This is a genomic window from Bacillus cereus group sp. BfR-BA-01379 (genome assembly GCF_022663605.1).
Classification (GTDB): Bacteria; Bacillota; Bacilli; order Bacillales; family Bacillaceae_G; genus Bacillus_A; species Bacillus_A mobilis.
The window spans coordinates 1-15,009 of sequence record NZ_JAKUFT010000027.1; the positions used below are offsets into that span (position 1 = coordinate 1).

A 15,009-nucleotide genomic window follows, 5' to 3' on the forward strand; every position below is an offset into this window, starting at 1 on the left:
ATTTCTTCCCTTAGCTCATGTGGTGTCATTTCACTGTAGCGCTTTGGCATATTCATCTTATTCCCCTCATCCCTCTTCGCGTTTCATCTGCAAAAATATCTCTATCTCATCAATAGAGAATCCTTTGCGATATAACGCTTGTTTCATCTTATTTTCGAATGTCCATCCATCATGCTTCTTATATTTCTCATAATATTTATTCCCATGATAGTGTAACGCTTCTTGTTGCTGTTCGTCATCTTTTTCGTCTTTCAATTCTTCCAAACAAATTTGAATCACATCTCTAGAATATCCTTTACGAACGAGCATTTCGTCTAACTTTAGCTTCATTTGTAAAAAGGAATGCTTTTGATAAGACCTTTTCTTCTTTTCTATAAGAATTAAAGCATTCTCAATTTGCTTTTCCTTCGGATATTCTTGTAAACTATGCGTAATAATTAGATCCTGAACACCTTTATTTAACAACTCTCTTTTAATAACAGTGGGACCTTTTCGATTCACATTACTTTGCGTTCTCGTATATAAAACAGCGTACTCTTTATCATTAATATATCGGTCATGTAATAATTTCGAAACGACTTCAGAGATGATGGCCTGTCCCACTTCTTTTTTTCGTAAATAATCTTCTATTTCTTGTTTCGTTCTCATTTGATAGGATAAATAGGAGATTGCTTGTAAATATGCTTTTTGTACCTCTTCATTGTACAAAATATTTCCTAACGCTATTTCATCAATTTCTAAACCCTTTTGTAATCCATGTTTCATTAAGATTACTTGATCCACACTAAACCCGTACTCTTCACCTTGACCTTTATCAATATAAATGTTAAACCGTTCTTTCGATCGTTTTTGCACTTCTATTTTTGTAATGACAGCCATACTCTCACCTCTCTATTATTTTACCATAGTCAAGGAACGTTTTTGCTTTTCAAGAATATATATAATGAGGAGGAAATAATTGTGAGAATCGCAATTTCTGGTGGTACCGGCTTTATCGGTACATACCTTTCTACTTTTTTTATTCAAAAAGGATATAATGTTTACATTCTTACTCGAAACAAAACTATTGAAACTTCCCACCCTAACCTTCAATACGTACAATGGACACCAGATTTACAAACATTCCCCCTCTCTTCTATTGATGTAGTTATTAATCTAGCTGGAGAGTCTATTAATAGTAGATGGACAAAGAAACAAAAAGACTCCATTTTAAACAGTAGAATTCAAACAACAAAAGGACTCATTAAACAATTGCAAGAACTAAATACAAAACCAAACACATTTATTAACGCAAGTGCTATTGGCTACTATGGAACGTCTGAAACTGAGTCTTTTACAGAACAGCATGAGATTCCTGGAAATGACTTTTTAGCAAATACAGTATATTCATGGGAACAAGAAGCATCTAAAGCTCGTTCTCTCGGAATACGAACAATCTACGCAAGACTCGGAGTTGTATTAGGCGCAGACGGAGGAGCTCTTCCCAAAATGCTACTCCCTTATCAATTCTATATCGGAGGTACAATTGGATCCGGAAACCAATGGTTATCATGGATTCATATAGACGATGTTGTTCGCCTAATTGATTTCATCATACACAAAGAAGAAATTGATGGACCTCTTAACATTACAGCTCCCCTACCTATAAGAATGAAGGAATTTGGAGAAACCATTGCAACTATAATGAAAAAACCTCATTGGTTACCTGTCCCTTCATTTATGCTTCACACTTTATTAGGTGAGATGAGTATACTCGTACTAGAAGGACAACATGTATTACCTAGTAAAGCCATTGAACATGGGTATCAATACACATTTCCAGCAATAGACCATGCATTACAAAATATACTTTCGCATACAATGTAGTACTTCTAAAACACAGTTTTACAGGGGCCCCTTTCAAAACTTTCATTTTCTAGCATCCGGAGCATTATTACACAAATAACCTTTCAGTTACTTTCCCTTAAATTCCATTAACCTTGTAAAGTAACAGAAATGAGGTACCTATGAAAATATTGCTCAAACAAGCCATTGTCTATCCTATTACATCCCAAAAATTTCAAGGGGATGTACTCGTTATAGGAGAAAAAATTGCCAAGGTCAAGCCTTCCATTCAACCTACTCCAGATATGACAGTTATAGATGCTCGTGCTCTTCATCTTTTACCTGGATTTATTGATGTCCATACTCATCTTGGTCTCTATGATGAAGGTACTGGCTGGGCTGGCAATGATGCAAATGAAACATCTGAAGTTTCAACACCACATATCCGTTCTTTGGACGGAATCCACCCTTTTGATATTGCATTTCAAGATGCTGTACAAAATGGAATCACAACTGTTCACGTTATGCCAGGAAGTCAAAACATTATTGGTGGTACTACTTGTGTAATAAAAACAGCTGGAACTTGTATTGATCATATGATTATTCAAGAACCTGCCGGCTTAAAGATTGCCTTTGGAGAAAATCCTAAAAAGGTCCATAGTAATGGAACAAAAGAATCCATAACACGTATGGGAATTATGGGATTACTTCGAGAATCATTCTATGAAGCACAGCACTACGGGCATGAAGCTGATTTTCGAATGCTTCCTATCTTAAAAGCATTACGCCGCGAGATACCCGTACGTATCCACGCTCACCGAGCAGATGATATTAGTTCTGCTCTACGCTTTGCAACAGAGTTCAATCTCGATTTACGTATTGAACATTGTACAGAAGGACACTTTATTGTTGAAGAGCTTTCGAAACACAATTTGAAGGTTTCAGTTGGCCCCACTCTTACACGCCGTTCTAAAATCGAACTTAAAAACAAAACATGGGATACTTACCATATATTATCGAAAAATGGAGTGGAAGTTTCTATAACAACAGATCACCCTTATACACCAATTCAATATTTAAATGTTTGTGCTGCTGTTGCAGTAAGAGAAGGATTAGACGAAAAAACTGCACTAGAAGGAATCACTATATTTCCAGCACGAAATTTACGTTTAGAGGATAGAATTGGAAGCATTGAGGTTGGAAAAGACGCTGATCTCGTGTTATGGACTCATCATCCTTTCCATTATTTAGCCAAGCCTGTACTAACCATGATTGATGGAAAAATAATTTACAAAAAAAATAAAAAAAACTAGTTTATTTTTTTGACTAGATAAAGTATTATACGATTATAAACTGAATGAAACCATAATCAATTTGTGTCGTGATTATCATTTTCAAATTGATGAATGGGGAAGGCAAATGGTGCGCCACCAGCGTTAGAAACTGGTTCTAGTGGGTTCGATTCCCACCCCGAAATTTTTTAAAGATTGATATAAAAATTTCGAGGGTGGGGTGCTTTTTCGTCATGCTACCCTCGTGTGAGGAGGAGTTAGTATGTTGAAAAAACGCGACTTACACGACAGCCACGTTCTATACGAGTTAATGGTGGATCCAGCTGTCTTCCCTTTTGTGCGTCAAAAGGCTTATTCTTATGAGGAATATTTATTTTTAACGAAACAAACGATTGAAGCTGAAGAGCGTGGGGAATTAATTTCACGCACAATTTTAGATGAATGGGGTAACCCTATCGGAACAATTACTTTATTTGATGTGCAAGAAAAAGCCGGATTTCTTGGAACATGGCTTGGCAAACCCTATCATGGAAAAGGCTATAATAAATTGGCGAAAGATTCATTTTTTAGTGAACTTTTCTATGAATTAGATATTGAAACAATCTTTATGCGTATTCGCAAAATAAATATTCGTTCTATTAAAGCTGCCGAAAAACTACAATATGTTAATCTAGCAAACGAAACAAGAAAAGCCGTTTATGATGAAATTAACGCAAATGAAGAAGTATATAACTTATATGAAATTCCAAAAGATCAATATACACTTGCTACAATGCGAGATACAACGTTCCAAGATGCTCACCAATTAAAAGAAGCATAATCTAAATTTTCAGAAAAAAATAATTAATCATTAACATTTTGCCATATACGTATATCACCCCATGTCTTTGGAAACGATAGATAGTGACTTTAGGACACGAGGTGATTTGTAATGGATAAAAAGAAACGTGACAAAACAAAAAACACATTATCTAGTACACAGGAAGTTCTCTACCAACGAGAATTCCGCAAAGCAGATCGCGCAGCGGGTTATCGCTCGAAAAGTATTTAAAGTGAGAATGAATAATTAGAAGTTTTCCCCCCTAATTATTCATTCTCATTACATATTTTTTCTACGTGATAGAATAGACAAAAGGTTCCTTATAAATAAGGAACCTTTTTGTGTGGATAACGTTATCCACAAAATTTATAGAATTGTGAATAAATTCAACAAACCCTTCACAAGTTTATATGTTGTAACGCATAGTAAATGTTAGAATTGTGGATATTTTTCTAAAAATTGTGGACAATGTGGATATAGTTGTTAATATTTCGACTTTACTGTTTAATGAAAGCGCAATCTTCATGTGGATAAGTTACTACTTTATCTTATAAAACAATAAAGAACCCTCTTTAAACATATAAAAGAGGGTTTCATATTAAGTAAATAATTGTGCAAGAGCAGGTGATTTAATAGGTATATGATTCGGTTCTGCATGATTTTCTGCCAAAATTGTATCCACAATATGACCAGCTGGCTCCGGACGATAAATGCTTTTCATCGCTTCTTTCATTTGAAGAAGCTTCATATCATCTTGTAATAATGCCTCTGTCTTTGCAAAAACCTCACTATCATCACGAATGACAACTGCAGCTCCTTTTCTTTCAAAGTACATCGCATTTTCATTTTCTTGTCCTGGGACAGGCTTATATAAAATGACAGGTACTTGCAATGCTGCCGCTTCACTTAACGTAATACCGCCTGGCTTCGTAATCATACAAGAAGTAACACGGAATAACTCATCAATATTTTCAACATAACCAAATACTTTTAATGCATCAGGATTTTTTTCCTGTACCCCTAATAAATCCTGTTTTAACGCTTCATTTTTCCCACAAACGACAACTACTTGTAAATCAGGTACTGACATAAATGATTGGCATAGTTCTTTTACACTTCCTAATACCCCATGAGCACCTGCTACAATTAATAAAATCTTTTTATTCTTACATAACTGATATTTATTATATATAATGTCTGGATTTATCTTCAGCTCAAAACTACTACGAATCGGAATTCCAGTTTCAACAATTTGCTCCGCAGGCACACCGATATCAACCATAACTTTTTTCACGTGATCAGTTGCTACAAAATAACGATCTACTTCCCGATGAATCCATATTTTGTGCACACAAAAATCCGTTAATACGTTATACACAGGAATTGAAATACCTGTTTGCTTTTTTAACTCTGGTACAGCTATGATCGGAAATGTATTAATAACAATATCCGGTTTCTCGGCTTGTAAAAGTAATTTCAAACGTTTTCTTCCAAAGTTCGCATACCAAGATGCTATTTTTTTATCATAAATTTTTTCTACGCCGTAATAAAACAAGCGGTATAATTCTTTTCCTATTGTATAACTTTTTAAATATAAATATTTTGTAATATCGGTTATAACTGGATGGGATTCTCCGAACAAATCGCATACAATTACATCTTCAATTCCTTTTTGGCGAAATGTTTGTTCTAATGTTTTCGCTACTTGCACATGACCGTTACCGTAATGTGCAGTTAATATTAAAACCTTGGGGTTTTTTATCAAACAAATCCACTCCTAGCTTATTGTTTCTCCATATTGCATATACGACAATAGGAAAAACATTTTCCTTAAAAATTACATAAACAGATTCTAATACTTCTCTTTCAGCTATGTACCTGTCGTGGATATGCAAAGCATATAAGATTGACCCCTTAATCCTATCTGTGCTCATATCTTTACATTATACTTTCCTATAAGAGCTTTCGCAATAACTTACAAATGTTCTCTATTCCATGATACTCACTCTTTTACTTCTTAATTCTTTTTACTATTTTGATTTCCCTTTACAATTATGTAAATTTCTCCACTTATTCCTTACAAAAATATGGATATTCTATTTTCAGTATACTCTTTTCTATATACATACTCTAGGTTTTATTGTAAAGAAAGCAAAAAGCCTAATCCAATATTTGGATTAGACTGTTTGTAAAATATGTCTTGCTTGCTCTACATTTTTTTCAGTAGGTGGTTCTACATTTGCAAGTGGATACTTATGCCCAAGTGCCTCCCATTTATATACACCAAGCTTATGGTACGGTAGCACTTCAACTTTCTGAACATTAGACAGACTTTGAATAAAGCTAGATAATTTTTGTAGATCCTCTTCATTATCCGTAATACCAGGAACTAATACGTGTCGTACCCAAATCGGTTTATTTTTATCCGATAAATAACGAGCAAATTGTAAAATATGTTCATTTGGTTTTCCTGTTAATTTACGATGTTTCTTTGAATCAATATGTTTCAAATCCAATAAAACTAAATCTGTGTAATCCATTAAAATATCTAGCTTATTTTGGAATTCTGGTTCTTCAGAATAACAACCACCCGAAGAGTCAATTGTTGTATGAATTCCAGCTTCCTTACATTTCTTAAATAACTCAATTAAGAAATCTAGCTGTAGTAAAGGTTCACCACCACTAACTGTTATACCGCCTCCAGAAGCTTCAATAAAAGGAAGGTAACATGTCACATCCTGCATTACTTCTTCAACTGTTATTTCGTTTCCTTTACCAATCTCCCACGTATCAGCATTATGACAATATTGACAACGTAATAAACACCCTTGTGTAAATATGACATAACGAATTCCTGGGCCATCAACAGTACCACAAGACTCTACAGAATGAATTCTTCCTTTTACCATGTTACTTCCTCCTTTATTGAAGCAGCCTCCCCCTGCTATTTATATAAAGCAGAGGGACACTTTTTCACTTACATACTTTCATGCATTGTACGGTTAATTACATCGATTTGTTGTTCACGAGTTAATTTAATAAAGTTTACAGCGTAACCAGATACGCGAATTGTTAATTGTGGATATTTTTCAGGATGTTCCATTGCATCCATTAATGTTTCACGATTAAATACGTTAATATTTAAGTGATGACCTTCTTTTACTGCATAACCATCAAGCATTGATACTAAGTTACGTACTTGTACATCATCTTCTTTACCAAGTGCTTTTGGAATAATAGAGAATGTATTAGAAATACCATCTTGTGCATCTTCATATGGTAATTTAGCTACAGATAATAATGAAGCTAATGCACCTTTTGTATCACGGCCATGCATTGGGTTCGCACCTGGTGCAAATGGTTCTCCAGTACGGCGACCATCTGGAGTGTTACCAGTTTTCTTACCGTATACAACGTTAGATGTGATTGTTAAGATCGACATTGTATGAACAGAATTTCTGTATGTTTTATGTTTACGAAGTTTATTCATAAATGTTTTCACAAGATTTACAGCGATTTCATCTACACGATCATCATTGTTACCGTATTTAGGGAAATCTCCTTCGATTTCAAAGTCAACTGCAATTCCGTTTTCATCACGAATTGGTTTTACTTTTGCGTGTTTAATTGCACTTAAAGAGTCTGCTACTACAGATAGACCCGCGATACCTGTTGCCATTGTACGAAGAACATTTGTATCATGAAGTGCCATTTCAATACGTTCGTAGCTATATTTATCGTGCATGTAGTGAATAACATTTAATGTGTTTAAATATAGACCCGCTAACCATTCCATTGTCATATCAAACTTATGCATAACTTCTTCATAATCTAATACTTCAGAAGTAATTGGTGCGTACTCAGGACCAACTTGTGCTTTAGATTTTTCATCTTTACCACCGTTAATCGCATATAGTAATGCTTTTGCTAAGTTTGCACGTGCACCGAAGAACTGCATTTGTTTACCAATTCTCATTGCAGATACACAACAAGCAATTCCGTAGTCATCACCGTAGTCAGCACGCATAATATCATCATTTTCATATTGAATTGCTGATGTTTTAATAGACATTTTCGCACAGTAGTTTTTAAAGTTCTGTGGTAATTGTTTAGACCAAAGAACTGTTAAGTTTGGTTCTGGAGCTGGTCCTAAATTATCTAATGTATGCAAGAAACGGAATGAGTTTTTTGTTACTAATGGACGACCATCTAATGCCATACCACCGATAGACTCAGTTACCCAAGTTGGATCACCAGAGAATAATTCATTATAATCAGGTGTTCTTGCAAATTTCACAAGACGTAATTTCATAATGAAGTGATCCACAATTTCTTGTACTTCTTCTTCTGTTAAAGTACCATTTGCTAAATCTCTTTCAATATAAATATCTAAGAATGTAGAAGTACGTCCAAGACTCATCGCAGCTCCGTTTTGCTCTTTAATAGCTGCAAGATATGCGAAATATAACCATTGGAATGCTTCTTGCGCGTTTGTTGCAGGCTTAGAAATATCAAAGCCATGAGAAGCAGCCATTTGTTTTAACTCTTGAAGTGCACGCATTTGCTCAGATAACTCTTCGCGTAAACGCATTGTCTCTTCGCTCATTACACCACCAGTTAAATTCAAATCAGCTTTTTTCACTTCAATTAAATGATCAATACCATATAGTGCTACGCGTCGGTAGTCACCGATAATACGTCCACGTCCGTATGCATCTGGAAGACCAGTAATTACACCTGATCTACGAGCTGCTTTCATTTCTGGTGTGTATGCATCAAATACACCTTGATTATGAGTTTTTCTCCAGTCTCTGAAAATACGACTAAGTTCTTTATCCATTTCGTATCCATAAGATTCACAAGCTTGTTCCGCCATACGAATACCACCATATGGTTGTAAAGAACGTTTAAATGGTTTTTCAGTTTGGAAACCAACTACTTTTTCAATATCTTTATTTAAATATCCTGGGTCATGTGATGTAATAGAAGAAACAATTTTTGTATCCATATCAAGAACGCCACCGTTTTCACGTTCTTTCGTTGTTAAATCCATTACTTGATCCCAAAGTTGTTTCGTTGCTTCAGTTGCTCCCGCTAAGAAAGATTCATCTCCTTCGAAAACGTTTACATTATTTAAAATGAAATCGCGAACATCAATCTCTGCTTTCCATTTTTCACCTTTAAAGTTTTCCCATGCGTTTTTAACATTTTCTAATACTTGAGTCATCCTAATCTCCTCCATTTTTGATTAGTACAGGAATAAGATTTTTTATATAACAGCTTACACACTTAGAATACTACTTTTTTGCGAAAGTGAACGAAATAGTTGTGACATGTTTGTGAAATGTTGAGCAAACCACTATATGCATAGTGTTAACTTCACTTAAAAGTCTTTATAATTAACCCTTTCCTTAATTGTATTTTTTTGGTATCCTTATATACGAGTCCTATTTTGTAATATAAAAACAATACCCATTGTAGAGCTGTAATACTCTTATCTCCTAATCTGTTATAGTTTTTATAACAGAACAAAAAAGTGTACATATGTTGTACACTTTTTTTGTTACTACTCTAAAACATCTCTTTTTCTATTCCCATCATAGAATCCACCACGACTACCTTCTAATACAATTAATTGCTCTAATCCTTCTATATGATCACCTATAATTCGCAAGACAGCTGGAGGATGACCTATTTTTGCAAAATGTTCACTGGGACGAATACGGTTCATCTTATCGACCTCTACACGACTAACACACGCGATCTCGAATCCTGACAGAATAGCTTTCACTTGGGCTACACAAGGTGAAAGTAAAGATCTATATCCGATTTCTTTCAAACACTTACGACTAAACGCATTTGGTACAGCGATAAGAGAGCCTACTCCTAGATCTTTTCTATCACAAGCTAAATTTAATGCATATTTAAATGCAGTTACAAGATGAAGCGGTACTCTTAAATCTAAATAATGATTTAGATCATTTAAGGCGACATCCATTCCATCTGCAATAGCTTTTGCGAAAGGATATAATTCCCTAGCTGGAATAACAAAGTCACCGTCTATAAATAATACAATTTCTCCTTTTGCAAAATAAGTTCCAAGTGAACGCCCTACATCATTTCCAAGTGCTTCTTTATATACAATTGTTGTTGCTCCCTTGTCTTTTGCAATCGTTGCTGTTTTATCAGACGAACCATTTACAACAACGATAATTTCAAAAGGTTCAATTTTGCGAAGCTCTTCTATAACGTTTCCAATTGTTTTCTCTTCATCTTGTACAGGAATAATGACCGATAATTGCTTTCCTTTATACAACTTAGATACGACGCCCCATCCTTGATAAAAATCTTCGAAACTTAAAGTATGATAAACACACTCTCTTTTCCTATTTCCATCATAATACCCTCCGCGCTCATCACTGCCCGCTATTCGCTCCGCTACAGCTTCTATATGGTCACCTATCATCCGTTTTTCAGATTGAGAAAGACCCGTGCCATACGCTGCATGCTCGGTCGGCCGAAATTTATTCGGCGTAATAACGTCAATTGCACAATGGCGGCTAATTCTCCATTTGCTTTGAACTAAGCGTAAATGGGCGACAATAGGATTCACAAAACATTCATATCCAATGCTTTGAACAACTTCTTTCGTCAACGCATGAGGTACAGATAACAAAGAATCGATTTTTAACTCTTCACGCTCTAGCATTGCATTTAATATTTGGCGCCATACTGTTATAGAGTGTGGTTTTTGTTTCTTTAAAAATAATGCGTCCAAATTATTTAAAACGATGTCGGCCTGATCATGTAAAATTGGATTCAGGAATAATTGTAATTTTGAAGTTTGAATAGCAAAATCTCCATCTATAAATAGTAGTACATCACCTATCGCGTGTTTTGCGCCAACCGCACGTCCAACATCGTTCCCGAGTAGCTCTGTATACTCGATTACTTTACACCCTAAACGACTGGCAACCTCTTCTGTACCATCGTTACAACCGTTTGCTACTACAATAATCTCTATTGGATTTAATCCTTTTACCGATTGAATAACGTCTGAAATCGTATCCGCTTCATTACATACAGGTATAATAATTGATAGCGACTTAGCCATTGTTTTCTTCACGAAACCATTTAATAGTTTCTTTCAATCCTTGTTCCCACGTTACTGTCGCTTCAAACTGCACAAGTTCTTTTAATTTCGTTACATCTGGTCTTCTATTTGGAATTTCTTCAAAGCCATGTGGGTATACCTCTTCGAAAGGAACTTGGACAAGCTTTGAAGAAGATTTCGTTAGCTTTTTAATTACTTCTGCTACTTGTTTTATACTCTTTTCGTTCTCAGAACCTATATTAATAATCTCGCCATTTACCTTCTCATCCATCGCTCGAATCGTTGCCTCTACCGCATCACTCACATACGTAAAGCAACGTGTCTGCTTTCCATCTCCATATACGAGAATGTCTTCTCCTTGCAGGGCCGCACTAATAAATCGTGGGATTACCCCTGCATACGGACCATCTTTCGCTCTTGGACCATAAATATTAAAATAACGAACAACCGTTACAGGTAAACCTTCTAAAGCGTATCCTAAACACAATGTTTCTTCTAACGTTTTACAAATTGCATAACTCCAACGTATTTTAGAAGTCGCCCCGTATAATCGATCCCCCTCTTCAGAGAAGGGTGGCTTTGCCTTGCCATATACTTCTGAAGTAGACGCAAAGACCACTTTCTTCTTTCCTTTTAGCGCCGCTTGTAAAATGTTTCTCGTTCCATCAAAATTCGTTTCAATAAGCTCTATACTCTTCTCCATTGTCGTTTTCACACCTAAAATTGCTGCTAAATGAAACACTACATCATGTTGATTTACTAATTCATAAATTGAATTTTTATCTAAAACGCTTATTGGAATAACCCGAATTTCTTTCATTAACTCATCATGATATTTATTTTTTCCTTTATAGAAGTTATCAACAATTGTGACCCCATAACCTCTTTTCACCAATTCTTCAGCTAGATGCGATCCAATGAATCCTGCTCCACCTGTAATTAAACATTTCTTACTCATACACTCACCTTCTTTACAATTCCACGTGTATCTATTACTCGCTTCATTCCTTTAAAAAGCTTCCAATCGATATTAGAGTGATCAGTTAAAATTAAAATACAACTCGCTTGTTTCATGACTTGTTCATCCAAAGAAACAGATTGATACACCTTATCTCCAAATTTTGCAGAAGAAATATATGGATCATGATATTCTATCTCATATCCTTCTTCTATTAACAATTCAATAATTGGCAACGCTGGTGATTCTCTTAAGTCATTTACATCTTTCTTATACGCAATCCCTACAATTAAAACCGATGCAGGTGATTGCACCACGCCCTTTACTTTCCTGACTATTTTCTCTGGCATTTCTTCATTAATTACATGTGCCGCCTCAATTAATTGACTGATTGCTCCATTCTTTTTTATTCTCCATTGAAAATATAGAGGGTCTACTGGAATACAGTGTCCCCCTATCCCTGGCCCTGGCCAATATGGAGTAAATCCAAACGGTTTTGTAGATGCAGCTTCAAGCGCCTCATAAAAATCAATTCCTAAACTTTCACATAATGTGTTTAACTCATTTACTAATGAAATATTGACTAGGCGCTGAATATTTTCAAATAACTTACACATTTCCGCTACTTTCGGAGAACTAACTGGAACAACTACATCAAATGTAGTACTATACAACTCCTGTACTTTTTGTTTACACGTTTCTGTTTGTCCACTAATAACTTTTGGAATCGTTTGAACGGAGTAATGACTATTAGCCGGATCAATTCTCTCAGGGGAATATCCGATATAGAAATCTTCTCCTACCTTTTGACCTGCTTGAGAAATAATCGGAATAATAACTTCCTCAAGTGTGCCTGGATATGTGGAGCTTTCGAAAATGAAGGTTTGTCCTTTTTGAAGATGTTGTTGTATATAATGAGAAGCTGAAATGAGGGCACTTAAGTCTGGTTCTCTTTTTTCATTAATTGGAGTCGGAACAGTGACAATAACATAATCACTATTTTGAAAATCAACAATGCCTTGATCTGGTGTATTTACTATTAATTTTTTTTTAGTCAATAAACTTTGTAACAATTTAGAAGAAACATCTGGAATATAACTTTCTCCTTTTATAATCGATTCTATTTTTCTAGTATCTTTATCTAATCCAATTACTGTATGTCCTCTCTCTGCAAAATGAACTGCCAAAGGAAGGCCAACATATCCTAATCCGATAATAGCAACTGTACTACTAACATTCATCTGTATTCTCTTCTTCCTTTCTCAATTGTTGAATTATATTTCTATCCCGCTCTCCATCTGTAAAACTCCCACGCTCATCTGTGGATTGCAATAAATATGCAATTGCCTCAAGCTGATCACCGAAAATACGGTCAAATGCTGGAATACGTCCATTTACAAATCCATGTTGCTCTGGGCGTACCCGATTTGTTTTTATAACATCTACAAACTCTACCGCTGTAATAGAGAATCCCTCCAAAATAGCTTTCATTTGAGCTAGTGGCGGAATGATAAGAGAATCGTATCCTATTTTCTCTATTACCTTTTTATGCATAGCATGTGGTACTGCCGTTAATGAGTTATTCCATAAATCTGGTCGTTTCGCTACCAAATTCACAAAATATTTTCCCATGCTAATTGGATCTGCCGGATGAAACATATCTAATAAGCACTGTAAATCATTTAATGCCACATCATGTCCATCTTCAATCGCATGTAAAAATGGAATTAGTTTTTTTCCTGGAATAACAAAATCACCATCGACAAATAAACAAATGTCGGCCGTGGCATGCATAGCTCCTATCGCTCGGGCCACATTATGTCCGAGCGCTTCCTCGAATTCAATAACGATAACATTCTCTAACTTTGCTTGTTTAATTGTCTCCATATCAGCTCCATTCGCAACCACTATAATTTCATCTACACCTGCTTTTTTCACTTCTTGTATAACAGATCTTATAGTCATTTTCTCTTCTGATACGGGGATAATGGCACTATATTTCGCTTTTTTCTTTTGTAATACAACTGGTTTATACTTTCCTATAAACGCTCTATCCCTATTTCCTTCTGAAAAACCACCACGCTTACCATATATTTCGATTGCATATTGCAAAGCACGTAAATGATCTCCCATAATACGACTAGTCGCTTTCGGATAAGGAGAACCGGGTGATGTACCAGTATGAACAGGACGCACTTTATTTGTATGAATAACATCGACCGAAGCCATATCGACAATATCTACTCCTCTAGACATCGCCATCGCTTGAAATAGTGCTGGATCTGCTAAATTCCACCAACCAAATTTCTGAATAACTTCCCTACTCATTGCATGTGGAATTGCGATTAAAGATCCAACAACAAGCTCTTTTTTATTCAAATAGCGATTCAACATAAATTTGCCAACTGTCGTATAATGCGGTCTCACCTTTAAATATACGGACCATGTTAAATTATTCACAACAATTTGGTGGCCTTGCTGAATTCCTTTTATGAAACGTTGCAACTCTTTATTATCAATAACGATGTCACCATCTACAAATAAAACAATGTCACCTTTCGCTTCTCTTGCTCCAATTGCCCGTCCAACATCATTACCAAGAGAATATTGATAATAAATGACATGGCAATGATGTTGTAACGCTATTTCTTTCGTCCCATCTGTCGATCCATTATCTACTACGATAATTTCATATGGTTTCAATTTCTCTACTTCTACTAAAACTTGTGATAAAGTACTCGCTTCATTATGCACTGGAATAACAACTGATACTCTCATACTTGTATCACTCTTACCCTTCCAAGCGAACATAAGAAATAATAGGAATACGTACAACTACATCTTCCGGTGGCCCATAAGAAGGAGAAGTACGAACGCTTACTGCCCCGTCTGTCACAGATAACAGAATACCTGCAACAATTTCAACAGCTGTCACAACTTGCACTAACTCACCAACATGGTTACGCAATTCATCAGTAAATAACATATATAAGTCTCCTTT

At 35.5% G+C, this 15,009-nt stretch carries 13 protein-coding genes; 4 read left to right on the forward strand and 9 right to left on the reverse strand.

Going from position 1 to position 15,009, the window contains the following annotated elements; translation table 11 throughout:
* Positions 1 to 66: 66 nt before the first annotated feature.
* Positions 67 to 879, reverse strand: coding sequence for a recombination regulator RecX (gene recX, locus MR113_RS12490; protein WP_242254544.1), 813 nt, complete (start codon positions 877 to 879; stop codon positions 67 to 69).
* Positions 880 to 960: 81 nt separating this feature from the next.
* Between recX and MR113_RS12495 the strand changes: the two genes are divergently transcribed.
* From MR113_RS12495 to MR113_RS12510, 4 genes are all read left to right on the forward strand, one after another.
* Positions 961 to 1,866, forward strand: a complete 906-nt coding sequence (locus MR113_RS12495; RefSeq protein WP_242254546.1) for a TIGR01777 family oxidoreductase — start codon at positions 961 to 963, stop codon at positions 1,864 to 1,866.
* 140 nt (positions 1,867 to 2,006) lie between these two features.
* Entirely contained in the window at positions 2,007 to 3,137 is a 1,131-nt protein-coding gene (locus tag MR113_RS12500) for an amidohydrolase (protein ID WP_242254547.1), read from the forward strand.
* Between the two features lie 241 nt (positions 3,138 to 3,378).
* Positions 3,379 to 3,936: a GNAT family N-acetyltransferase gene (locus tag MR113_RS12505; RefSeq protein WP_000914737.1), complete on the forward strand. Its 558-nt coding sequence runs from the start codon at positions 3,379 to 3,381 to the stop codon at positions 3,934 to 3,936.
* 111 nt (positions 3,937 to 4,047) lie between these two features.
* On the forward strand, positions 4,048 to 4,167 hold the full coding sequence (locus MR113_RS12510; protein ID WP_000358487.1) for a YfhE family protein: 120 nt from the start codon (positions 4,048 to 4,050) through the stop codon (positions 4,165 to 4,167).
* Positions 4,168 to 4,534: 367 nt separating this feature from the next.
* On the opposite strand, the gene MR113_RS12515 is transcribed toward MR113_RS12510, so the two are convergent.
* The 8 genes from MR113_RS12515 to MR113_RS12550 form a co-directional block, all read right to left on the reverse strand.
* Complete coding sequence (locus MR113_RS12515; protein WP_242254548.1) at positions 4,535 to 5,701, reverse strand: diglucosyl diacylglycerol synthase; 1,167 nt, start codon at positions 5,699 to 5,701, stop codon at positions 4,535 to 4,537.
* 412 nt (positions 5,702 to 6,113) lie between these two features.
* Positions 6,114 to 6,845, reverse strand: a complete 732-nt coding sequence (gene pflA / locus MR113_RS12520) for a pyruvate formate-lyase-activating protein (RefSeq protein WP_242254549.1) — start codon at positions 6,843 to 6,845, stop codon at positions 6,114 to 6,116.
* A 68-nt stretch (positions 6,846 to 6,913) separates the two neighbouring features.
* Positions 6,914 to 9,163, reverse strand: coding sequence for a formate C-acetyltransferase (gene pflB / locus MR113_RS12525; RefSeq protein WP_242254550.1), 2,250 nt, complete (start codon positions 9,161 to 9,163; stop codon positions 6,914 to 6,916).
* 339 nt (positions 9,164 to 9,502) lie between these two features.
* Positions 9,503 to 11,050: a glycosyltransferase family 2 protein gene (locus tag MR113_RS12530; protein ID WP_242254551.1), complete on the reverse strand. Its 1,548-nt coding sequence runs from the start codon at positions 11,048 to 11,050 to the stop codon at positions 9,503 to 9,505.
* Positions 11,043 to 12,008 carry an NAD-dependent epimerase/dehydratase family protein gene (locus MR113_RS12535; protein WP_242254552.1) on the reverse strand — a complete coding sequence of 322 codons (966 nt, stop codon included), beginning with the start codon at positions 12,006 to 12,008 and terminating at the stop codon, positions 11,043 to 11,045. Before MR113_RS12535 ends, MR113_RS12530 begins: the two co-directional genes overlap by 8 nt.
* Entirely contained in the window at positions 12,005 to 13,249 is a 1,245-nt protein-coding gene (locus tag MR113_RS12540; RefSeq protein ID WP_242254553.1) for a nucleotide sugar dehydrogenase, read from the reverse strand. Before MR113_RS12540 ends, MR113_RS12535 begins: the two co-directional genes overlap by 4 nt.
* A complete protein-coding gene (locus MR113_RS12545; RefSeq protein ID WP_396022453.1) occupies positions 13,239 to 14,819 on the reverse strand; it encodes a glycosyltransferase family 2 protein in 1,581 nt (526 codons plus the stop codon). The genes MR113_RS12540 and MR113_RS12545 overlap by 11 nt, the downstream gene beginning before the upstream one ends.
* Positions 14,800 to 14,994: an LSm family protein gene (locus tag MR113_RS12550; protein ID WP_002166988.1), complete on the reverse strand. Its 195-nt coding sequence runs from the start codon at positions 14,992 to 14,994 to the stop codon at positions 14,800 to 14,802. Before MR113_RS12550 ends, MR113_RS12545 begins: the two co-directional genes overlap by 20 nt.
* Positions 14,995 to 15,009 lie beyond the last annotated feature (15 nt).

What these genes read in the sequence shown, in the direction of transcription:
- pflB (WP_242254550.1), bottom strand. Translation starts at nt 9,163, where the DNA reads ATGACTCAAGTATTAGAAAATGTTAAAAACGCATGGGAAAACTTTAAA.
- MR113_RS12540 (WP_242254553.1), bottom strand. Translation starts at nt 13,249, where the DNA reads ATGAATGTTAGTAGTACAGTTGCTATTATCGGATTAGGATATGTTGGC.
- MR113_RS12510 (WP_000358487.1), top strand. Translation starts at nt 4,048, where the DNA reads ATGGATAAAAAGAAACGTGACAAAACAAAAAACACATTATCTAGTACA.
- MR113_RS12550 (WP_002166988.1), bottom strand. Translation starts at nt 14,994, where the DNA reads ATGTTATTTACTGATGAATTGCGTAACCATGTTGGTGAGTTAGTGCAA.
- MR113_RS12545 (WP_396022453.1), bottom strand. Translation starts at nt 14,819, where the DNA reads ATGTTCGCTTGGAAGGGTAAGAGTGATACAAGTATGAGAGTATCAGTT.
- MR113_RS12505 (WP_000914737.1), top strand. Translation starts at nt 3,379, where the DNA reads ATGTTGAAAAAACGCGACTTACACGACAGCCACGTTCTATACGAGTTA.
- recX (WP_242254544.1), bottom strand. Translation starts at nt 879, where the DNA reads ATGGCTGTCATTACAAAAATAGAAGTGCAAAAACGATCGAAAGAACGG.
- MR113_RS12535 (WP_242254552.1), bottom strand. Translation starts at nt 12,008, where the DNA reads ATGAGTAAGAAATGTTTAATTACAGGTGGAGCAGGATTCATTGGATCG.
- MR113_RS12500 (WP_242254547.1), top strand. Translation starts at nt 2,007, where the DNA reads ATGAAAATATTGCTCAAACAAGCCATTGTCTATCCTATTACATCCCAA.
- pflA (WP_242254549.1), bottom strand. Translation starts at nt 6,845, where the DNA reads ATGGTAAAAGGAAGAATTCATTCTGTAGAGTCTTGTGGTACTGTTGAT.
- MR113_RS12530 (WP_242254551.1), bottom strand. Translation starts at nt 11,050, where the DNA reads ATGGCTAAGTCGCTATCAATTATTATACCTGTATGTAATGAAGCGGAT.